19 protein-coding genes and 1 pseudogene are annotated in these 20,111 nt (G+C 65.8%); 13 read left to right on the top strand and 7 right to left on the bottom strand.

Annotation, left to right across the window (positions count from 1 at the left end; genetic code table 11):
- Positions 1-57: 57 nt before the first annotated feature.
- The 4 genes from RPB_RS12210 to RPB_RS25225 all read left to right on the top strand — a co-directional run bounded on the left by RPB_RS12210 (position 58) and on the right by RPB_RS25225 (position 3,311).
- On the top strand, positions 58-1,011 hold the full coding sequence (locus RPB_RS12210) for an aspartate carbamoyltransferase catalytic subunit (protein ID WP_011441314.1): 954 nt from the start codon (positions 58-60) through the stop codon (positions 1,009-1,011).
- Between the two features lie 19 nt (positions 1,012-1,030).
- The gene (locus tag RPB_RS12205) at positions 1,031-2,341 is read left to right on the top strand and encodes a dihydroorotase (RefSeq protein WP_011441313.1); all 1,311 of its coding nucleotides are present in this window, start codon (positions 1,031-1,033) and stop codon (positions 2,339-2,341) included.
- A gap of 13 nt (positions 2,342-2,354) precedes the next feature.
- Positions 2,355-2,948, top strand: coding sequence for a glycerol-3-phosphate 1-O-acyltransferase PlsY (gene plsY / locus RPB_RS12200; protein ID WP_011441312.1), 594 nt, complete (start codon positions 2,355-2,357; stop codon positions 2,946-2,948).
- Between the two features lie 147 nt (positions 2,949-3,095).
- The gene (locus RPB_RS25225; protein ID WP_349644108.1) at positions 3,096-3,311 is read left to right on the top strand and encodes a hypothetical protein; all 216 of its coding nucleotides are present in this window, start codon (positions 3,096-3,098) and stop codon (positions 3,309-3,311) included.
- 54 nt (positions 3,312-3,365) lie between these two features.
- On the opposite strand, the gene RPB_RS24590 is transcribed toward RPB_RS25225, so the two are convergent.
- Both RPB_RS24590 and RPB_RS25265 read right to left on the bottom strand, forming a co-directional pair.
- Positions 3,366-4,196 (bottom strand): hypothetical protein, encoded by an 831-nt coding sequence (locus tag RPB_RS24590; RefSeq protein WP_157038819.1) that lies wholly within the window; start codon positions 4,194-4,196, stop codon positions 3,366-3,368.
- 117 nt (positions 4,197-4,313) lie between these two features.
- A pseudogene (locus RPB_RS25265) lies at positions 4,314-4,481 on the bottom strand (DUF6471 domain-containing protein); the annotation flags it as partial.
- A 126-nt stretch (positions 4,482-4,607) separates the two neighbouring features.
- On the opposite strand from RPB_RS25265, the gene dprA reads away from it, so the two are divergent.
- Positions 4,608-5,744, top strand: a complete 1,137-nt coding sequence (dprA, locus tag RPB_RS12195; protein WP_011441311.1) for a DNA-processing protein DprA — start codon at positions 4,608-4,610, stop codon at positions 5,742-5,744.
- A 133-nt stretch (positions 5,745-5,877) separates the two neighbouring features.
- Here dprA and RPB_RS25220 read toward each other — a convergent pair whose 3' ends face one another.
- Positions 5,878-6,195, bottom strand: a complete 318-nt coding sequence (locus RPB_RS25220) for a hypothetical protein (RefSeq protein ID WP_011441310.1) — start codon at positions 6,193-6,195, stop codon at positions 5,878-5,880.
- Positions 6,196-6,441: 246 nt separating this feature from the next.
- On the opposite strand from RPB_RS25220, the gene topA reads away from it, so the two are divergent.
- The 4 genes from topA to RPB_RS12170 are packed head-to-tail and all read left to right on the top strand — an operon-like array spanning position 6,442 to position 12,761.
- Positions 6,442-9,177, top strand: a complete 2,736-nt coding sequence (topA, locus tag RPB_RS12185) for a type I DNA topoisomerase (RefSeq protein WP_011441309.1) — start codon at positions 6,442-6,444, stop codon at positions 9,175-9,177.
- 2 nt (positions 9,178-9,179) lie between these two features.
- Positions 9,180-11,531 (top strand): ribonuclease R, encoded by a 2,352-nt coding sequence (gene rnr, locus RPB_RS12180; protein WP_011441308.1) that lies wholly within the window; start codon positions 9,180-9,182, stop codon positions 11,529-11,531.
- Positions 11,528-11,959: a DUF983 domain-containing protein gene (locus tag RPB_RS12175; RefSeq protein WP_011441307.1), complete on the top strand. Its 432-nt coding sequence runs from the start codon at positions 11,528-11,530 to the stop codon at positions 11,957-11,959. Before rnr ends, RPB_RS12175 begins: the two co-directional genes overlap by 4 nt.
- Before the next feature lie 43 nt (positions 11,960-12,002).
- The gene (locus RPB_RS12170; RefSeq protein WP_011441306.1) at positions 12,003-12,761 is read left to right on the top strand and encodes an NUDIX hydrolase; all 759 of its coding nucleotides are present in this window, start codon (positions 12,003-12,005) and stop codon (positions 12,759-12,761) included.
- A 21-nt stretch (positions 12,762-12,782) separates the two neighbouring features.
- Here the strand turns inward: RPB_RS12170 and RPB_RS12165 are convergent, their stop codons facing one another.
- Complete coding sequence (locus RPB_RS12165; protein WP_011441305.1) at positions 12,783-14,030, bottom strand: MFS transporter; 1,248 nt, start codon at positions 14,028-14,030, stop codon at positions 12,783-12,785.
- 292 nt (positions 14,031-14,322) lie between these two features.
- On the opposite strand from RPB_RS12165, the gene rpmG reads away from it, so the two are divergent.
- Positions 14,323-14,490: a 50S ribosomal protein L33 gene (gene rpmG / locus RPB_RS12160; RefSeq protein ID WP_011441304.1), complete on the top strand. Its 168-nt coding sequence runs from the start codon at positions 14,323-14,325 to the stop codon at positions 14,488-14,490.
- Positions 14,491-14,722: 232 nt separating this feature from the next.
- Here rpmG and RPB_RS12155 read toward each other — a convergent pair whose 3' ends face one another.
- The gene (locus RPB_RS12155; protein ID WP_011441303.1) at positions 14,723-16,096 is read right to left on the bottom strand and encodes a PleD family two-component system response regulator; all 1,374 of its coding nucleotides are present in this window, start codon (positions 16,094-16,096) and stop codon (positions 14,723-14,725) included.
- 9 nt (positions 16,097-16,105) lie between these two features.
- Positions 16,106-16,471 carry a response regulator gene (locus tag RPB_RS12150; RefSeq protein WP_011441302.1) on the bottom strand — a complete coding sequence of 122 codons (366 nt, stop codon included), beginning with the start codon at positions 16,469-16,471 and terminating at the stop codon, positions 16,106-16,108.
- 149 nt (positions 16,472-16,620) lie between these two features.
- On the opposite strand from RPB_RS12150, the gene RPB_RS12145 reads away from it, so the two are divergent.
- Both RPB_RS12145 and RPB_RS12140 read left to right on the top strand, forming a co-directional pair.
- Positions 16,621-16,920, top strand: coding sequence for a DUF3572 domain-containing protein (locus tag RPB_RS12145; protein WP_011441301.1), 300 nt, complete (start codon positions 16,621-16,623; stop codon positions 16,918-16,920).
- Positions 16,917-18,206 carry a DNA polymerase IV gene (locus RPB_RS12140; RefSeq protein ID WP_011441300.1) on the top strand — a complete coding sequence of 430 codons (1,290 nt, stop codon included), beginning with the start codon at positions 16,917-16,919 and terminating at the stop codon, positions 18,204-18,206. The genes RPB_RS12145 and RPB_RS12140 overlap by 4 nt, the downstream gene beginning before the upstream one ends.
- Positions 18,207-18,478: 272 nt before the next feature.
- Here the strand turns inward: RPB_RS12140 and RPB_RS12135 are convergent, their stop codons facing one another.
- Positions 18,479-19,300, bottom strand: a complete 822-nt coding sequence (locus RPB_RS12135) for a cell envelope integrity EipB family protein (protein ID WP_433993737.1) — start codon at positions 19,298-19,300, stop codon at positions 18,479-18,481.
- A 332-nt stretch (positions 19,301-19,632) separates the two neighbouring features.
- Here RPB_RS12135 and RPB_RS12130 point away from each other — a divergent pair, with 332 nt between their 5' ends.
- Positions 19,633-20,100: a RidA family protein gene (locus tag RPB_RS12130; RefSeq protein ID WP_011441298.1), complete on the top strand. Its 468-nt coding sequence runs from the start codon at positions 19,633-19,635 to the stop codon at positions 20,098-20,100.
- The last annotated feature ends 11 nt before the right edge of the window (positions 20,101-20,111 follow it).

Here is a 20,111-nt window from a genome sequence, read left to right as displayed (position 1 = left end):
CGGGCCTGCGGATCGCGCTTGCCCGCTCCGGCAAGTCTCCCTATAGCTCTTGCTTTAATGACCCCCGCATTGAAATCGACCTTTGTCCTCGCTCACCGGCATCTGCTGGGGATCGAAGGGCTTTCCGCCGCCGACATCACCGGCCTGCTCGACCTTTCCGAGGAATATGTCGAGCTCAACCGGCAGGTCGACAAGAAGCGCGCCTCGTTGCGCGGCCGCACCCAGGTCAATCTGTTCTTCGAGGCTTCGACGCGAACGCAATCGTCGTTCGAGATCGCCGGCAAAAGGCTCGGCGCCGACGTCATGAACATGTCGGTGTCGTCGTCCTCGATGCGCAAGGGCGAGACCCTGATGGACACCGCGGTGACGCTGAACGCGATGCACCCGGACATCCTCGTGGTCCGCCATCACGCCTCCGGCGCGGTCGAACTGCTGGCGCGAAAAGTCGACGGCTCGGTGATCAATGCCGGCGACGGCGCGCACGAGCATCCGACCCAGGCGCTGCTCGATGCGCTGACGATCCGCCGCAACAAGGGCCGGCTCGAAGGCCTGGTGGTCGCGATCTGCGGCGACGTGATGCATTCGCGCGTCGCCCGCTCCAACATCCTGCTGCTCAACACCATGGGCGCCCGCGTCCGCGTGGTCGCGCCCTCGACGCTGCTGCCCCGCGGCATCGAGCGCATGGGCGTCGAGGTCGCGCGCGACATGCGCGAAGGGCTCGACGGCGCGGATATCGTCATGATGCTGCGGCTGCAGCGCGAGCGGATGAACGGCTCGTTCGTGCCGTCGAGCGGCGAATATTTCCACTATTTCGGGCTCGACCAGAAGAAGCTGGCCTACGCCAAGCCCGACGCGCTGGTGATGCATCCGGGCCCGATGAATCGCGGCGTCGAGATCGACTCGATCGTCGCCGACGGCGCGCAGTCGGTGATCCGCGAACAGGTCGAAATGGGCGTGGCGGTGCGGATGGCGGTGCTCGAAGCGCTCGCCCGCAACCTGCCCAACGCCTGAAGCTGGAACTGGACCGACAATGCTGATCGACCGCCGCCCGATCCTGCTCGCCAACGCCCGCCTGATCGATCCGGCGCGCGACTTCGACGGCCTCGGCGACGTGCTGATCGCCGACGGCGTGATCCGCGACGCGCGCCGCGGCATCGGCGCCGCCGGCGTGCCCGAGGGCACCGACATTATTAATTGCGCCGGCATGGTGGTCGCCCCCGGGCTGGTCGATATGCGCGCCTTCGTCGGCGAGCCCGGCGCCAGCCACCGCGAGACCTTCGCCTCGGCCAGCCAGGCCGCCGCCGCCGGCGGCATCACCACCATCATCTGCCAGCCCAACACCTCGCCGGTGATCGACAATTCGGCGACGGTCGATTTCGTGATGCGTCGCGCCCGCGACACCGCGATCGTCAACATCCATCCGATGGCCGCGCTGACCAAGGGTCTGAACGGAATCGAGATGACCGAGATCGGGCTGTTGAAGGCCGCCGGCGCCGTGGCGTTCAGCGACGGCGACCGCAGTGTGATGAATGCGCGGGTGATGCGCAGCGCGCTGACCTATGCGCGCGATTTCGATGCGCTGATCGTCCATCACACCGAAGACCCCGATCTGGTTGCCGAAGGCGTGATGAACGAAAGCGAGTTCGCCACCCGCCTCGGCCTGTCCGGCGTGCCGAGTGCCGCAGAAGCCGTGGTGCTGGAGCGCGACGTCCGCCTCGCCGCATTGACCGGCGGGCGCTATCACGCCGCCTCGCTGACCTGCATCGAGTCGCTGGAGATCCTGCAGCGCGCTCGCGACGCCGGGATCAACGTCTCGGCGTCGGTGTCGATCAATCACGTCACGCTCAACGAGAACGACATCGGCCCGTATCGCACCTTCCTCAAGCTGTCGCCGCCGCTGCGCAGCGAGGACGACCGCAAGGCGCTGATCGCCGCGGTCTCGTCCGGTCTGATCGACGTCATCATGTCGGACCACAATCCGCAGGATGTCGAGGTCAAGCGGCTGCCCTTCGCCGAGGCCGCCGCCGGCGCGATCGGGCTGGAGACGATGCTGCCGGCCGGCCTGCGATTGCTGCACGCCGGCGAACTCGATCTCTTGAGTCTGATCCGCGCGATGTCGACCCGCCCGGCCGAACTGCTCGGCCTGCCCGGCGGCACGCTGCGCGCAGGCAGCCCGGCCGACCTGATCGTGATCGACCTCGACACGCCGTGGATCGTCGATCCGAACGAACTGAAATCGAAGTGCAAGAACACCCCGTTCGACGAGGCGCGGTTCTCCGGACGGGTGGTCCGCACCATCGTCGGCGGACGCACGGTGTACGAGCACGTCAGCGCACATTGAGGGAACCACGACGATGTTGATCGGCATCTACATCGCAGCGCTGCTGCTCGGCTATCTGTTCGGTTCGATTCCGTTCGGGCTGATCCTGACCAAGATCGCCGGCACCGAGGATCTGCGCTCGATCGGTTCCGGCAATATCGGCGCCACCAACGTGCTACGCACCGGCCGCAAGGGCCTCGCCGCCGCCACGCTGCTGCTCGACGCACTCAAGGGCACCGCCGCGGTGATCATCGCGTCGAGTTTCGGCGGCGCCGAAGCCGCGATGCTGGCCGCGCTCGGCGCGTTTCTCGGCCACCTGTTTCCGGTCTGGCTGAAGTTCAAGGGCGGCAAGGGCGTCGCGGTCTATATCGGCGTGCTGATCGGCCTGTTCTGGCCCGGGGCGATCGTGTTCTGCCTGCTCTGGCTCGCCACCGCGGTCACCGCGCGCTACTCGTCGCTGTCCGCCCTGGTCGCCGCCTTCATCACCCCGATTTTCCTGTGGTGGTTCGGCCACCCCGCCCTCGCCTCGCTGTTCGCGGTGCTGACGCTGCTGCTGTTCTGGATGCACCGCGAAAACATCAAGCGGCTGCAGGCCGGCACCGAGAGCAAGATCGGCGAGAAGAAGTAAGCGACTGCTACGCAGCTTGCTTCTCACGCGCCGTCATCCTGAGGCGCGAGCGCAGCGAGCCTCGAAGGATGTGCCACACGGCGTGGCGCTCGTCCCCTTCTTACCCTACCATCGCCCTTTCGAGGGCCGCTACGCGGCCACCTCAGGGTGACGGCGCCCGATACCTCATCATCTTCCGCCTTCGTTGAACTTGTCCACTCGCAAAAGTTGCGCAACACTCCCGGCGGGGGTGGTGCGTGCCGAAAGTACCAGCGACAAGGGAACGTGCTTCTCACCGAGGCGCAGCGGGTCGACTGGCTGCGGCTGATCCGGGCCGACAATGTCGGGCCGCGCAGCGTTATGGAGCGAACGCCCCAAGCCTAGCGGACACCACCGACCCAATTGGGGGCACGTCGTGATCGCGCTCTCTTTGACAGCCTATTTGTGCGAATTGGCTGGTGACGCGTCGGCCCTTTTGCCCGATGCGTCGGGGCGACCGGCTTTGATCCAAGCGACCGTAGCTGCAACCGGCCTTGATCCTACCTGCAGGTACACGCCATCCAATTTCGGCGAAAAGTTCCGGAATGGGTCGCTCAAAGCCCCATCCGACCCCGGGGGGAAGTCGACAACCATTATCAAACCATGCGTGCCACCAACAGGATATGACCCAACCCCGAGCCCGGCGTTTGTGAGTGCCAGCGCCAGCGAAACCGCAGCTGCACTCAATACCGAGAACCTTTGCTGTGCCTCATCCTTAGGATCCCAAGCCTTGTAGGAAGCCGGCGAAAAGACGCTGAGTCCTTCTGAGAGGTTCAGAGAATACCCTGAGCGCGTCTCGTCAATGAACTCTGGTTTCCAGCCGTATTTTGAGAGAACGATCGCGATCTCGTTCGCAAGATTCTGTGCCTCAAGATCGCCAGCGACGACTTGAATTAGTATTTTAGTCCCGGCCCAGCGTTCAAACCCAGCAAACCACGTCTTGGCTTTAGGCTGTTCATCAATTCCGATTAGCCCAACGTGCCTTGGCAACAAGGCTGTCTGTAGCGCCAGATTGTCCGCCGTTAGTTTTGCCGATTCGTTGTTCAATGTTGCAATGTGTTCGCTGGATTGCCGCCTGTCCTCAGCCCAATATTGCTCTTTGACGTCTGTCGTCTTCACTAGAACGAATGTTGAAAGTAGCCCGACTACGAGGCTACCCAATAATGTCCAGTTTGCCACGCTCCCAACGAAAGTCGCGGCTGAAAGAGACATTTCAGAAAAGGGCCACATCAAAATATCCGACTGGTTCTATAGAGGTGACATTCTGGTGGTTCTATCTTGTGGGACCATCGCACTGATCGGTCAGGGTGGAATCGTGATGAGAATTTTTGAGGCCTGGCGAAAAGACTAACTCTCTTTCAAAACTACTCCCTCAAACTCCGTCGCAGCAAGATAGGCGAGGAAAAACTTAGCCGAGAACGTTCCTCGCTTGAGCTTGTTGGTAATATTCGCTTCCATCTCCGATTTGAAACCGTGCCCATTGGGCCGCTTCGCCAGTTTGGCACAGATGACTTCGGTATCCCGGAGCTTGGAGCTCGCGTTTCAAGAACGCAGTGGCTCTCTCCGCACCTATGACGTCCACCCCTCGCCAGTCTTGATCACACGCATCAGTCGCGCGACACTCCCGGCCGGGGGTGCACTTTGGGCGAGCGTAGCAGTGATCAGGGGACGACCGTTCTCACCGAGGCCCAGCGGGTCGACTGGCTGCGGCTGATCCGGGCCGACAATGTCGGGCCGCGCACCTTCCGCTCGCTGATCAATCATTTCGGCTCGGCGCGCGCGGCGCTGGAGCGGTTGCCGGAACTGGCGCGGCGCGGCGGCGCGGCGCGCGCCGGACGTATCCCGTCCGAAGATGAGGCGCGGCGCGAGATCGAGGGCGGGCGGCGGCTCGGTGTCGAGCTGGTGGCGCCGGGCGAGCCTGGCTACCCGCCTCGCCTCGCGACGATCGACGATGCGCCGCCGCTGCTCGGCGTCCATGCGCTGCCCGACGCGCTGGCGCTGATGCAGCGGCCGATGATCGCGATCGTCGGCTCACGCAACGCTTCCGGCGCCGGGTTGAAGTTCGCCGGCCTGCTCGCCGGCGACCTCGGCGCGAGCGGCTTCGTGGTGATCTCCGGGCTGGCGCGCGGCATCGACCAGGCGGCGCATCGCGCCAGTCTCGGCAGCGGCACCGTCGCGGTGCTGGCCGGCGGCCATGACAAGATCTATCCGGCAGAGCACGAGGATCTGCTGCTCGACATTATCGAAGCGCGCGGCGCGGCGATCTCGGAAATGCCACTCGGCCATGTCCCACGCGGCAAGGATTTTCCCCGCCGCAACCGGCTGATCTCCGGCGCCGCGGTCGGCGTGGTGGTGATCGAGGCGGCGTATCGCTCCGGCTCGCTGATCACCGCGCGGCGCGCCGCCGATCAGGGCCGCGAGGTGTTCGCGGTGCCGGGCTCGCCACTCGATCCGCGCGCCGCCGGCACCAACGATCTGATCAAGCAGGGCGCGACGCTGATCACCTGCGCCGCCGACATCATCCAGGCGGTGGCGCCGATCCTCGATCGGCCGATCGAGCTGCCCGGCCGCGAACCCGACCACCCGCCGCCGGCAAGCGATCCAGATCCCAGCGACCGCAGCCGGATCGTCAACCTGCTGGGGCCGAGCCCTGTCGGAATCGACGATCTGATCCGGCTGAGCGGTATCGCTCCCGCGGTGGTGCGCACCGTGCTGCTGGAGCTGGAACTCGCCGGCCGGCTGGAGCGCCATGGCGGCGGGCTGGTGTCGCTGCTGTGAGACCGGGCTGCGCCACAAAAAGCAACGGCCCGAAGTGGTGACACTTCGAGCCATCTCGGAGGCGGACGTACATCCGGCCCGCCTCCCGCTTATTTCGAATCGTGAACCAGTTCGGTTAATAAGACGTAAAGCCTCAGTCGGTTCCGCCGGGACCACGGTGGACCCGGCGCTCCGCCCCCTGATCCTGGAAAGCCGAAACCGGATGCGGATTTGGGCCGCTCCGCTCATACCCGGCATGAACCGTTTCGCTGCGTTGCGCACAGCATCCGGCGCGCAGCCGCACGATTTCGCCGGCCTCCAGGCGCGCCATATCGAGCAAATAACACAGCATATCCAGCCGATGGACCTGGGCGATCTGGATCAGCTCGGAGATTGCCTCCGAAAGGTAACCTGCCGCTTCGACGGGGCCGCCATCGCGATCGGACGAGCTGTTGCCACTTCGTAGCGCCATGTTGTGGCCCTTTCAGAAGGAGGCAACCGCCTCCAATGATAGTTCATAGACGTAATTACTACTCTAAGTTGTACAACTCTAGGTTTATTTTGTGTTGGGATTCATCCCTATTTTGCACCAAAGGGCTCGGTGGTATCGGTGAGCCGATTTGACAGCGCCCGTCCCAGAACCCATGTTCCGAGCCATGCGGCTGGCGCGAGTCTCGCGAAAACGGCGCATTTCTCTAAGCTAAGCCATTGGAATCCGATGAATCTCGTCATTGTCGAGTCGCCTGCGAAGGCCAAGACGATCAACAAATATCTGGGCTCGTCCTACGAGGTTCTGGCCTCGTTCGGGCATGTGCGCGACCTGCCGGCCAAGAATGGCTCGGTCGATCCCGACGCCAATTTCCAGATGATCTGGGAGATCGATCCGAAAGCCGCCGGACGGCTCAACGACATCGCCAAGGCGCTCAAGGGCGCCGACAAGCTGATCCTCGCCACCGACCCTGATCGCGAGGGCGAGGCGATCTCCTGGCACGTGCTGGAGGTGCTCAAACAAAAGCGTGCGCTGAAGGACCAGAAGGTCGAGCGCGTGGTGTTCAACGCCATCACCAAGCAGTCCGTCACCGAGGCGATGCAGCATCCGCGCGAGATCGACGGCGCGCTGGTCGACGCCTATATGGCGCGCCGGGCGCTGGATTATCTGGTCGGCTTCACTCTTTCTCCTGTGCTGTGGCGCAAGCTGCCGGGCGCCCGCTCCGCCGGGCGCGTGCAGTCGGTCGCGCTGCGGCTGGTGTGCGACCGCGAGATGGAGATCGAGAAGTTCGTCGCGCGCGAATACTGGTCGCTGATCGCGACGCTGACGACGCCGCGCGGCGACGCCTTCGAGGCCCGCCTGGTCGGCGCCGACGGCAAGAAGATCCAGCGGCTCGACATCGGCACCGGCGCCGAGGCCGAGGACTTCAAGCAGGCGATCGAGACCGCCAATTTCAACGTGTCGAGCGTCGAGGCCAAGCCCGCCCGCCGCAATCCCTACGCCCCGTTCACCACCTCGACGCTGCAGCAGGAAGCCAGCCGCAAGCTCGGCTTTGCGCCGGCGCACACCATGCGGATCGCGCAGCGGCTGTATGAAGGCATCGACATCGGCGGCGAAACCACCGGTCTCATTACTTATATGCGAACCGACGGCGTCCAGATCGACCCGTCCGCCATTACGCAAGCGCGCAAGGTGATCGCCGAGGATTACGGCAGCGCCTATGTGCCGGACTCGCCACGGCAATATCAGGCCAAGGCCAAGAACGCCCAGGAAGCGCACGAAGCAATCCGCCCGACCGACCTGTCGCGCCGCCCGTCCGAGGTCAACAAGCGGCTCGATTCCGACCAGGCCCGGCTCTACGAGCTGATCTGGGTCCGCACCGTCGCCAGCCAGATGGAATCGGCCGAGATGGAGCGCACCACCGTCGACATCGAGGCGAAGGCCGGATCGCGCGTGCTGGAGCTGCGCGCCACCGGCCAGGTTGTGAAGTTCGACGGCTTCCTCGCCGCCTATCAGGAAGGCCGCGACGACGATTCCGAAGACGAGGATTCGCGACGGCTGCCGGCGATGAGCGAGAACGAGGCGCTGAAGCGCGAAGCGCTCGCGGTGACGCAGCATTTCACCGAACCGCCGCCGCGCTTCTCGGAAGCCTCATTGGTGAAGCGGATGGAAGAGCTCGGCATCGGCCGGCCCTCGACCTATGCGTCGATCCTGCAGGTGCTGAAGGATCGCGGCTATGTGAAGCTCGAAAAGAAGCGGCTGCACGGCGAGGACAAGGGCCGCGTCGTGATCGCGTTCCTGGAGAGCTTCTTCGCCCGCTATGTCGAATACGACTTCACCGCGGCGCTGGAAGAGAAGCTCGACCGCATCTCCAACAACGAAATCTCCTGGCAGCAGGTGCTGCGCGATTTCTGGACCGACTTCATCGGCGCGGTCAATGACATCAAGGAACTGCGCGTCGCGCAGGTGCTCGACGTGCTCGACGAGATGCTCGGCCCGCACATCTATGCACCCCGCGAGGACGGCGGCGATCCGCGGCAGTGCCCGAGCTGCGGCACTGGCCGGCTCAACCTCAAGGCCGGCAAGTTCGGCGCCTTCGTCGGCTGCTCGAACTATCCGGAATGCCGCCACACCCGCCCGCTTGCTGCAGATGGCGGCGGCGCCGATGCCGATCGCGTGCTCGGCCTCGATCCCGACACCGGCTTCGAAGTCGCGGTCAAATCCGGCCGGTTCGGCCCCTATATCCAGCTCGGCGACGCCAAGGACTACGCGGAGGGCGAAAAGCCCAAGCGCGCCGGCATCCCGAAGGGCACCTCGCCGTCCGACGTCGAGCTCGACGTCGCGCTGCGGCTCCTGGCGCTGCCGCGTGAAGTCGGCAAGCACCCCGAGACCGGCGAGCCGATCAAGGCCGGCATCGGCCGGTTCGGGCCCTATGTGCAGCACGAGAAGACCTACGCCAGCCTCGAGGCCGGCGATGACGTCCACAACATTGGGCTCAATCGCGCGGTCACGCTGATCGCCGAGAAGATCGCCAAGGGTCCGAGCAAGCGCCGGTTTGGCGCCGATCCCGGCAAGCCGCTCGGCGATCATCCGTCGCTCGGCCCGGTCGCCGTCAAGGCCGGCCGCTACGGCGCCTATGTCACCGCCGGCGGCGTCAATGCCACGATCCCGAACGACAAGACCCAGGACACCATCACGCTCCCCGAAGCGATCGCGCTGATCGACGAGCGCGCCGCCAAGGGCGGTGGGGCTAAGGCCAAGAAGAAGGCGCCGGCCAAGAAAGCCGCAGCCAAGAGCGACGCCAAGCCGGCGAAGAAAGCCGCGGCCAAGAAGCCGAAAGCCGAGGGCGCCGCCGCAAGCCCGGCGCGCGCGCCGGTGAAAGCCAAGACGTCAACGACCAAGCCTAAAGCCGCGGCAGCCAAGCCGAAATCACCCGCCAAAAAGAGCGCGGCCAAGAACGGATAGATGTGAGCAAGACGCGCGACGACAAGTTCCCGGACAAGGCCACGCTCCTCGCCTTTATCCGCGCGCATCCCGGCAAGGTCGGCACCCGCGAGATCGCCCGCGAGTTCGGCCTGAAGAATGCCGATCGTGCCGAACTGAAGCGCCGTCTCAAGGAACTGTCCGACGACGGCGCGATCCGCAAGAGCGGCCGCCGCAAGGTCGCCGAGCCGGCCACCCTGCCCCCGACGCTGTTGGCGGATATCACCGCGCGCGATAGCGACGGCGAACTGATCGCCACCCCGTCTGAATGGGACGAGCAGGACGGCGAGCCGCCGAAGATCCGCATCCACACCCCGCGCCGGCCCAAGCCCGGCACCGCCGCCGGCCTCGGCGACCGCGCGCTGCTGCATGTCGAGCCGGCCGAGGCGCCCGAGCAAGGTCCCGCTTATGTCGGCCGCGTCATTCGCGTGCTCGATCGCGGCAAGCCGCGCATTCTGGGGATTTTTCGCGCCACGCCGCAGGGCGGCGGCCGGCTTGTCCCGGTCGACAAGAAGCAGGCCGGGCGCGAACTCAACATCGCGCCGCACGATGCCGGCGGCGCGCAGGACGGCGACCTCGTCAGCGTCGACCTGATCCGCAGCCGCGGCTATGGCCTGTCGTCCGGCCGCGTCAAGGAACGGCTCGGCTCGCTCGCGACCGAAAAAGCCGTCAGCCTGATCGCAATCCACTCCCACGACATCCCGCAGGAATTCTCGACGACCGCGTTGCGCGAATCCGAAGCCGCCGAGCCGGCGACGCTGAAGGGCCGCGAGGACTGGCGCGAGCTGCCGCTGGTGACGATCGATCCGCCCGACGCCAAGGACCACGACGACGCGGTCCACGCCGAGCCGGATCCCGACCCCAACAACAAAGGCGGCGTGATCCTGCACGTCGCGATCGCCGACGTCGCCTACTACGTGCGGCCGGACTCGGCGCTCGATCGCGACGCGCTACGGCGCGGCAATTCGGTGTACTTCCCCGACCGCGTCGTGCCGATGCTGCCGGAGCGGATTTCCAACGATCTGTGCTCGCTGAAGCCCGGCGAGCCCCGCGGCGCTCTCGCGGTCCGCATGGTGATCGGCGCCGACGGCCGCAAGCGCTCGCATTCGTTTCATCGCGTGCTGATGCGCTCGGCCGCGAAGCTGAACTACGCGCAGGCCCAGGCCGCGATCGACGGCCGGCCCGACGACACCACCGGCCCGCTGCTCGACACGATTTTGAAGCCGCTCTACGACGCCTATGCGATCGTCAAGCGCGGCCGCGACGAGCGCGATCCGCTCGATCTCGATCTGCCCGAGCGCAAGATCATCCTGAAGCCCGACGGCACCGTCGACCGCGTCATCGTTCCGGAGCGGCTCGACGCGCATAAATTGATCGAGGAATTCATGATCCTCGCCAACGTCGCCGCGGCCGAGATGCTCGAAAAGAAAGCGCTGCCGCTGATCTATCGGGTGCACGACGAACCGAGCGTGGAGAAGGTCCACAACCTCGTCGACTTCCTGAAGACGCTGGATCTGTCCTTCGCCAAGGGCGGAGCGCTGAAGCCGGCGCAGTTCAACCGCATCCTGGCGATGGTCAAAGGCGAAGACGCCGAGCCGCTGGTCAACGAAGTGGTGCTGCGCTCGCAGGCGCAGGCCGAATATGCCTCCGAGAATTACGGCCATTTCGGCCTGAACCTGCGCCGCTACGCGCATTTCACCTCGCCGATCCGCCGCTACGCCGATCTCGTGGTGCACCGCGCGCTGATCCGCGCGCTCAACCTCGGCGACGGCGCGCTGCCGCAGACCGAGACGGTGGAAACGCTGGCCGAAGTCGCAGCCCAGATCTCACTGACCGAACGCCGCGCGATGAAGGCCGAGCGCGAGACGGTCGACCGGCTGATCGCGCATCACCTCGCCGACCGCATCGGCGCGACCTTCCAGGGCCGCGTCTCCGGCGTCACCAAGGCCGGCCTGTTCGTCAAGCTGAGCGACACCGGCGCCGACGGACTGATTCCGATCCGCACGCTCGGCGACGAGTATTACAACTACGACGAAACCCGCCACGCGCTGATCGGCTCGCGCAGCGGTGCCATGCATCGGCTGGGGGACGTCGTCGACGTCCGTCTGGTAGAAGCAGCCCCTGTGGCTGGCGCGTTGCGGTTCGAGCTATTAAGTGAATCGCGAAGCGTCGCGCGCGGGCCACGCAAGGGAGCGTACAAGGGTCGCGCCAAGGCGGTGGAACCGGCAAAGGGCGGCGCCAAAATCGGGCGCAGCGCGCGAAGCAAGGCCGGCAAGCCGAAGGCTGCGAAGCCGTCGAAGCGCAAGGCGAACAAGCCCGGAAAGGGAACGCGATGAAGACCGTTGTGAATCGTGCACCGATCGTCTGGCCGTCGGACAACGCTCCCGCCGAAGATCGCAATGTCTGGCAGGCGATGTGGCGCGGCTTTCGCGGCCGCTGCCCACAATGCGGCGAAGGCAAGCTGTTCCGCGGCTTCCTGAAGACCGCCGACAACTGCTCGCATTGCGGTCAGGATTTCACCGGCCACCGCGCTGACGACCTGCCGGCCTATTTGGTGATCGTCATCGTCGGCCACATCGTGGTTCCGATCGCGCTGTCGATCGAGACCAATTTCTCGCCGCCGGTGATGTTGCAGCTCGCGATCTATCTGCCTATCACGTTGTTCGCATCGCTGGCGCTACTGCAGCCGGTGAAGGGCGCGGTGGTCGGCTTGCAATGGGCGTTCCGGATGCACGGCTTCGACGAGAACAATCCTGAGAAGTGACGGCGTCAAGCCGCAACAAAAAGAGACGGGGGATGGGAACGAGATGAGCGAGACGGTCACGCAGGCTGCGCACACGGTCGAACAGGGCGAGAAGGAAGCCGATCACCATCCCTATTTCCGTCCCAAGGACGCCGCGACGCTGATCCTGGTCGATCGCAGCGGCAGTATCCCGAAGGTTCTGGTCGGCCGGCGCCACGACAAGGTGGTGTTCATGCCCGGCAAGTTCGTGTTCCCCGGCGGCCGGGTCGACAAGTTCGACAACCGCGTGCCGGTCGCAGCGCAGATTCCGCCGGAGCTCGAGGCCAATCTGCTCAAGGGCAGCCCGAGGATCACCCCCGCCCGCGCCCGCGCGCTGGCGATCGCGGCGATCCGCGAGGCTTGCGAGGAGACCGGCCTGTGCCTCGGCTGCAAGGCGGACGGCGCCAAGACCAATCTCGATGGCCCATGGCAACCCTTCGCCGAGGCCGGGCTGTTGCCCGACCCGTCCGGCCTGTACCTGATCGCCCGCGCCATCACCCCGCCCGGCCGGGTGCGCCGGTTCGACACCCGTTTCTTCACCGCCGATGCCTCGGCGATCGCCCACCGGGTCGAGGGTGTCGTCCATGCCGATGCCGAACTGGTCGAACTGGTCTGGGTCGAGCTCGGTTCCAGCCCGCTCGCCGATCTGCATGCGATGACCAAGAACGTGCTCGGCGAGCTGCACCGCCGCCTCGCCACCGGCCCGCTCCGCCACGACGCGCCGGTGCCGTTCTTCCATTTCTACGGCGGCAAGATGCAGAAGGACCTGCTGCCGGGCGCCTGAGGGCCCGGCACGGCTCGTGCCCTATCGGGCCGCCCTGCGGGCCAGCAGTTCCAGCACCAGGGCGACCGCGGCCAGCGCGGCACCGAAGACGCACACCGCCGGCCAGCCGCCCTGTCCCCACGCGAACGCCGCGCCGGCCGATCCGATCGCGCCTCCGATGAAGGTGCCCGTCATGAACACGGTGTTCAACCGGCTGCGCGCGTCCGGCACCAGCGCGTAGATGATGTGCTGGTTCGAGATCAGCGCGCTCTGCAGCCCGAAATCCAGCACGATCACCCCCAGCACCAGCCCTGCCAGGCTGCCCCACAGGCCGAACAGCCCCCACGACACCACCGTCAGCAACGCGCCGATCGTGATCACCGGACCGGGCCCGCTGCGGTCGGCGATGCGCCCGGCGATCGGCGCGGCCAGAATGCCGACCACACCGACCAGCCCGAACAACCCAGCCGCGTCGGGGCCGAGCCCAAAGCGCGGCTCCTGCAGATACAGCGCCAGCACCGTCCAGAACACGCTGAACGATCCGAACAGCGCGGCCTGCACCAAAGTGGCGCGGCGCAGGCTCGGCTGCTCGCGCCACAGCGCCAGCAGCGATTTCAGCGCGGCGCCGTAGCCGATCGTCAGATGCGGGTGGTTGCGCGGCAGCAGCCACGCCATCAGCGCGGCGGCCACCAGCGCCAGCGGCGCCGCCAGCCAGAACATCTCGCGCCAGCCGGTATGGCCGGCGACGAAGCCGGCCACGGTGCGGCTCAGCAGAATGCCGCACAGCAGCCCCGCCATCACCGCGCCGATCACCTTGCCGCGCCGCGCCGGCTCGGCCAGCGCCGCGGCGAACGGCACCACCTGCTGCGCCACCGTGGCGCAGGCGCCGAGAGCCAGCGAGGCGACGATCATCAGCCCAGCCGATGGCGCCAACGCCACCAGCACCAGCGCGCCCGCGAGCAGCACGAATTGCCACGCGATCAGCCGGCGCCGGTCGGTGAGATCGCCGAGAGGCACCAGCAGGAACAGGCCGACCGCATAGCCGAGCTGGGTCGCGGTCGGAATCAGGCCGGTCAGCGACGGGGAGCCGAGGTCGCGCTCGATCACGCCGAGCATCGGCTGGTTGTAATAGATGTTGGCCACCGCGATTCCCGACGCAGCGGCCATCGCCCATGTCAGGGCGAACCCCATTGCCGGGGCCGACGGCGCGCCCTCCCCGCCGGTCTTGCGCGGCGGCGGCTGGGGTCGCTGGTCGTCCACCACCCTCAGGCTCGGTTCGATTGCGGTCATTGTTCGACTTTCGTTGAGATTCGGCGCGGCTTGCGAACATGGGGCACGCTGGCCCCTTGTCGAGAGCGGTTCAGCAAGGATCTGCGATGCAAATGCCTGCCGTCTTGTCGAAATCGCCCATATTCTGGCGACGGCCGGCCCGAAACCGGCCCGAAAACCGGGGTCGACCGCCGCGGTGACGCGAGTTTGGCCGAAAACCTTGACTTTCGATCATTCGCGGCTAGTTTGCGCGCCAAACGCGGGTCCTGACGTTCGACCTCGCTGATTGATTCCCGACATCCGAGGTTCCGACATGGCCAAAGCGGTCACCATCAAGATCAAGCTCGTCTCCACGGCCGACACCGGCTTCTATTACGTGGCGAAGAAGAACTCGCGCACCATGACCGACAAGATGACCAAGAAGAAGTACGACCCGGTCGCGCGCAAGCACGTCGAGTTCAAGGAAGCCAAGATCAAGTAAGCGTCACGCTTGCTGACGGCGTTTCGCGGGGCCCTCGGGCCCCGTTTGTTTTTGCAATTCCTCACCGCTCCTGCGCCCCCACACCTGCAGCGTCATCCTGAGGTGCGCGCTCTTGCGCGCCTCGAAGGATGGGCGGCAGGCACGCGCGGCCATCCTTCGAGGCGCGCCGTGAAGGACGGCGCGCACCTCAGGATGACGGCGGCGCGTGTTTCGATGCAGAGGGTGCCAGTGCTCACGCCGCCGCCGCGACCACCCGATTCCGGCCGTCGTGCTTGGCGCGGTACAGCGCGGTGTCGGCGCGCTTGAGGAGATCGCGCACCGCTTCTCCCTTGCGTTCGAGCGTCGACAGGCCGATCGAGATCGTGACGGCGATCCGCTTCGTCCCCTTCTCGATCGCGAACGGTTCGCCGGCGATGGCGCGGCGCAGCCGCTCCGCCACCATCTGGGCGACCTGCAGGTCGGTCTCCGGCATCACGATCACGAACTCCTCGCCGCCATAGCGGCAGGCCAGATCGATGCCGCGGATCGACTTCTTGATCCGCACCGCGAATTCGCGCAGCACGTCGTCGCCGGCATCGTGGCCGTAGGTGTCGTTGATCGCCTTGAAGAAGTCGATGTCGAGGATCATCAGCGCCAGCGGCTTGCCGCGCGACCCCGCCTGTTCGGCCAGCGTCGCGAGATGGCTCTCCATGTAGCGGCGATTGTGCAGCCCGGTCAGGCCGTCGGTGATCGCCATCTCGATCGAATGCTGCACGTTGTCGCGCAGATGATCGGTGTAGCGCCGACGGCGGATCTGGGTGCGCGCGCGCGCCAAGAGTTCGTTCTTGTCGACCGGCCGCAGCAGGTAGTCGTTGACGCCGATCTCGAGCCCGCGCAGCAGCCGCGCATTGTTGTCGGCGTCGGCGATGGCGAGGATCGGCACGTGGCGTGTCCGCTCCAGCGAACGGGCCTGGCTGCACAGCCGCAGCCCGTCGAAATTCTCCAGGCCGAGCGACACGATCAGCAGATCGTAATTGCCTTCGGCCGCATGGAACAGCGCCTCGGACGGATTGGGTTCGACGTCGATGTCGTGTTCGGCGGCGAGCAAGGGCGCCAGCCGCTCGTAGGACGACGGCCGGTCGTCGACCAGCAGGATGCGGCCGCCTTTGCCGAGATCGTTGACCGCCTCGCGCTCCGGCGCCTGCACGCCGATCTCGAACGAGGTGATCGCGCGCATGCGCAATTCGTCGGTCATCATCTTCAGCCGCGTCAGCGAACGCACCCGCGCGATCAGCACCACATCCGACACCGGCTTGGTGAGGAAATCGTCGGCGCCGGCCTCGAGCCCGCGCACCCGATCGGCCGGGCTGTCGAGCGCCGTCACCATCACCACCGGGATGAAATGCGTCTTCGGATTGGCCTTCAACCGGCGGCAGACCTCGAATCCGTCCATGTCCGGCATCATCACGTCGAGCAGCACGATGTCGCATTCGGCGCGGTCGCAGATCTCCAGCGCCTGCGCGCCGTTGGCCGCGGTGACGACGTCGAAATACTCCGCCGACAGCCGCGCTTCGAGCAGCTTGACGTTGGCCGGAATGTCGTCGACCACCAAAATGCGTGCGGACATCGCGTTCTCCTATCCGATGAAACGGCGCACGGTTTCGATGAACTTGCCGACCGATATCGGCTTCGACAGATAGGCTTCGCAGCCGCCCTCGCGGATGCGTTCCTCGTCGCCCTTCATCGCGAACGCCGTGACCGCGACCACCGGAATGTGCCGCAGTTCCGGGTCGTCCTTGATCCAGCGGGTGACCTCCAGACCAGACACCTGCGGCAGCTGGATGTCCATCAGGATCAGGTCGGGATGCAGCTTGCGAACGAGGGCGAGCGCTTCATGGCCATTGCTCGTTCCCGCGGTCTGGTAGCCGTGGGCTTCCAGCAGATCGCGAAAGAGCTTCATGTTGAGCTCATTGTCCTCGACGATCAGGACGGTTTTGGCCATCCCGCCCTCCAATCCTGATACGAGAATGCCCGCGTCTGCGACGAGCGTGACTGTCCGACAAGCCGCAAAACTCGAGACTCAAGCATGCAAGACTCGGGCATGATTGAATAAAATAGAGACCAGAAGTTACGGAAAGGCAAACATCAGCGATGCCAAAGCGTGTTCACAATGCCAGACAAGTTTCTGAAATCGTGGCGATTCAGGCGCTGTCCTTCATCGCCTCCGACCCCGAACGGCTGGGCCTGTTCCTGGCCGAGAGCGGGATCGGCCCCGAGACGCTGCGGCAGTCGGCCGCCGATCCGCAGTTCCTGATCAGCGTGTTGAACTTCATCATGCGCGATGACGCGACCGTGAAGGCGTTCGCAAATTCGGTCGAGCTCGACCCGACGAATGTCGCGGCCGCGCTGCAGGTGCTGGAAGACAAACCCTGGGAGCGCGACACGCCGTGAATTCGGCCTCGCCGCCCGGACCGCTGTGCTTCTGCCGCGATTGCCTCGCCGACAACGCGACGGCCGCGCGGCGCTGCGCCGCCTGCGGTTCCCCGCGGCTGGCCCGGCATCGTGCGCTTCCGGCGCTCACCCTCGCCCATATCGACTGCGATGCGTTCTACGCGACCGTCGAGAAGCGCGACAATCCGGAACTCGCCGACCGCCCGGTGATCATCGGCGGCGGCAAACGCGGCGTGGTCTCGGCGGCCTGCTACATCGCGCGGACCTTCGGTGTGCGCTCGGCGATGCCGATGTTCAAGGCGCTGGCGCTGTGCCCGTCGGCCGCCGTGGTCCGGCCCGACATGGCGAAATACGTCCGCGTCGGCCGCGAGGTCCGCCAGGCAATGCTGCAGCTCACGCCGCTGGTCGAGCCGCTGTCGATCGACGAGGCGTTTCTCGACCTGTCCGGCACCGAACGGATGCACGGCACCATCGCCGCCAAGGTGCTGGCGCGGTTCGCCCGCGACATCGAGCGCGACGTCGGCATCACCGTCTCGGTCGGGCTGTCCTGCAACAAGTTCCTCGCCAAGATCACCTCCGATCTCGACAAGCCGCGCGGCTTTGCGACGCTCGATCAGGACGACGCCCGGGCGATGCTCGGCCCGCGCCCGGTCGGCTTCATCTTCGGCGTCGGACCCGCGACCGCGGCACGGATCGCGCAGCATGGCTTCCGCACCATCGCCGATCTGCAGAAGGCCGACGAGATCGAGCTGATGCGGCAGTTCGGCGACGAGGGCCGGCGGCTGTGGCGGCTCGCCCGCGGCATCGACGACCGCAAGGTCGTGCCGGATCGCGGCGCCAAGTCGATCTCCAACGAGACCACGTTCGAGACCGACATCCGCGATTTCGAAACGCTGGAACGGATCCTGTGGCGATTGTCCGAGAAGGTGTCGTCGCGTCTCAAAGGCGCAGCGCTGGCCGGCTCGACGATCACCCTGAAGCTGAAAACCGGCGACTTCCGCCAGCGCACCCGCTCGCAGACGATTCACGCGCCGACCCAGCTCGCAGGACGAATCTTCGCGATCTCGCGCGACATGCTCGCGAAGGAAATCGACGGCACCGCGTTCCGCCTGATCGGCACCGGCGTCAGCGCACTGGCGCCGGGCTCCACGGCCGGCGACACCGACATGATCGATCGCCGCTCCGCGACAGCCGAGCGCGCCATCGACGATCTGCGCAAGAAATTCGGCGCCGCCGCGGTGATCAGGGGGCTCGCTTACGACGGCCCGGACAAGCCGCGGGGATGACTCACTTTCGTCTTTAGCGCCGAGACATCAACAACCACCGTCATGCCCGGGCTTGTCCCGGGCATCCACGTGTTTGTTACGTGGACAGGCCCAAGACGTGGATGGCCGGGACGAGCCCGGCCATGACAAAAGTTGTTAGTTGGCATCGTCGCCGCCGCGAGGCTTGCGTCGTCCTGAGGTGCTCGCGCAGCGAGCCTCGAAGGACGGGCCGGAAACGCCGTCGCCCTTCGAGACGCGGCTGCGCCGCTCCTCAGGGTGACGGCTCGCTCGACCTACTGACACGGCTTGTTCGACTTGACGTCGAACTTGCCCATGGCGCCGGCGAGCACGAAGTCGTTGTAGTCGAGCACCAGCGAGCGCGACACGCCGTTTTCATACAATTCGAACGACATCGCATAGACCGGCGTCTGCTCGCCGGAATTGGATTTGGCCGCGTGATCGTAGTAGCTCACCGTCACCGGCCAGCGCTTCAGCGACTTCATCGCGTCGTCCGAGGTCGACGGATCGGGAGACGACGCCGCGCGGTCGCCTTGGATCGGCTGCCCGATCACGGTCAGCGTGTTGTAGACCTTCTCGCCGTTGTCGGAGCCGTCATAGACCTGCAGCTCGAGCAGCGTCTTGCCTTGGCGCGCCGCGGCGATGATGCGTTCGATCTGCTCGGTCGGGAACACCGTCTTGCCATCGAGCGTGAAGGTCTTCTGCACCGGCTGCTTCAATTTCACCGTGATGGTGTCGCCGGTGCGCTCCGCGATGCCGTCAACGTCGGTCGGATCGGCATCGTTCATCTTGGTGTCGATCTTGAAACGATAGCTCTTGCCGGCCGCGTCCTCCCAGCTCGACGAGCGCAGGTCGCTCAGCGTGTTCTTGCCCTCGCCGCTCTCGATCTCGGAGACCTGACGGAAATCCGAGGTGTAACCCTCGCAGGAATTGCCGGAGAAATTGTACAGGATGCGACCGCGCACGGTGCTGACCGAGGCGTTGTTACGCGTCTTCAGCAGACTGAGATCGTACAGCGCCTGATGCGGCAGGAAGGAGACGTTCGGAGCGGCGAGCGCGGGCGCGCCGGACAGCGCCGCGGCGCCGAACATCGTCATCGCCAGCATATTCGCGCGAAGGCTCGTCGGTCGGGACATGCGGGTGGATCTCCTTGAAGACATGCAATTGAGGATAGTAAGCGGCCGGGCGCGCCGCAACGCCGCCGGCCGATGGAACACCGGATTGCGGTGAATTCGCGGAGCAATTCGGTCAAACTTGCATGATGGCCCCGGAACAGGCGGGCGATCATTGCGCCGTCGCCGCTGTTCACACCCCGCGCCCGGCTTGCTTGCCAGACCCGGCGCAATCGGCCAAACAGGGCCGGCCCGGACGCATGGCCGGCTGGGGACGTGACCAACACAACGCCTGACGAACAAAATTGGGGACTGCTATGACCGGAGTGATCGAACAGAAACTGACCGCGCAGGGCATCGTCCTGCCCGAACCCGCGAGCCCGGTCGCGAATTACGTCGGCTTCGTGCGCACCGGCAATCTACTGGTGGTGTCCGGCCAGCTCTGCTTCGACGGCGACGGCAAGCTGATCGCCAAGGGCAAGCTCGGCGCCGGCGTCAGCATCGAAGACGGCAACGCCGCCGCGCGCGGCTGCGCGATCAATCTGCTGGCGCAACTCAAGGCCGCGCTCGGTGACCTCGACAAGGTGGTGCGCGTGGTGCGGCTCGGCGGCTTCATCAACTCGACGCCGGATTTCACCGACGGCCCGAAGGTGATGAACGGCGCCTCCGACCTGATGGTCGCCGCGTTCGGCGACAAGGGCCGCCACGCCCGCACCACGATCGGCGTCGCCTCGCTGCCGGCCGATGCCGCAGTCGAGGTCGAGGGATTGTTCGAAGTCGCCTGATTGCAGGACTG

Source organism: Rhodopseudomonas palustris HaA2 (assembly GCF_000013365.1).
Taxonomy (GTDB): Bacteria; Pseudomonadota; Alphaproteobacteria; order Rhizobiales; family Xanthobacteraceae; genus Rhodopseudomonas; species Rhodopseudomonas palustris_J.
Note: the sequence above shows the minus strand (reverse complement) of the source record. Positions and strands in the feature narration are given on the sequence as shown.

Excerpts from the sequence above, each read along its gene's own strand:
- RPB_RS12210 (WP_011441314.1), top strand. The coding sequence starts at position 58 with ATGACCCCCGCATTGAAATCGACCTTTGTCCTCGCTCACCGGCATCTG.
- RPB_RS12205 (WP_011441313.1), top strand. The coding sequence starts at position 1,031 with ATGCTGATCGACCGCCGCCCGATCCTGCTCGCCAACGCCCGCCTGATC.
- plsY (WP_011441312.1), top strand. The coding sequence starts at position 2,355 with ATGTTGATCGGCATCTACATCGCAGCGCTGCTGCTCGGCTATCTGTTC.
- RPB_RS24590 (WP_157038819.1), bottom strand. The coding sequence starts at position 4,196 with ATGTGGCCCTTTTCTGAAATGTCTCTTTCAGCCGCGACTTTCGTTGGG.
- RPB_RS25220 (WP_011441310.1), bottom strand. The coding sequence starts at position 6,195 with ATGGCGCTACGAAGTGGCAACAGCTCGTCCGATCGCGATGGCGGCCCC.
- topA (WP_011441309.1), top strand. The coding sequence starts at position 6,442 with ATGAATCTCGTCATTGTCGAGTCGCCTGCGAAGGCCAAGACGATCAAC.
- RPB_RS12175 (WP_011441307.1), top strand. The coding sequence starts at position 11,528 with ATGAAGACCGTTGTGAATCGTGCACCGATCGTCTGGCCGTCGGACAAC.
- RPB_RS12170 (WP_011441306.1), top strand. The coding sequence starts at position 12,003 with ATGAGCGAGACGGTCACGCAGGCTGCGCACACGGTCGAACAGGGCGAG.
- RPB_RS12165 (WP_011441305.1), bottom strand. The coding sequence starts at position 14,030 with ATGACCGCAATCGAACCGAGCCTGAGGGTGGTGGACGACCAGCGACCC.
- rpmG (WP_011441304.1), top strand. The coding sequence starts at position 14,323 with ATGGCCAAAGCGGTCACCATCAAGATCAAGCTCGTCTCCACGGCCGAC.
- RPB_RS12155 (WP_011441303.1), bottom strand. The coding sequence starts at position 16,096 with ATGTCCGCACGCATTTTGGTGGTCGACGACATTCCGGCCAACGTCAAG.
- RPB_RS12150 (WP_011441302.1), bottom strand. The coding sequence starts at position 16,471 with ATGGCCAAAACCGTCCTGATCGTCGAGGACAATGAGCTCAACATGAAG.
- RPB_RS12145 (WP_011441301.1), top strand. The coding sequence starts at position 16,621 with ATGCCAAAGCGTGTTCACAATGCCAGACAAGTTTCTGAAATCGTGGCG.
- RPB_RS12135 (WP_433993737.1), bottom strand. The coding sequence starts at position 19,300 with ATGACGATGTTCGGCGCCGCGGCGCTGTCCGGCGCGCCCGCGCTCGCC.
- RPB_RS12130 (WP_011441298.1), top strand. The coding sequence starts at position 19,633 with ATGACCGGAGTGATCGAACAGAAACTGACCGCGCAGGGCATCGTCCTG.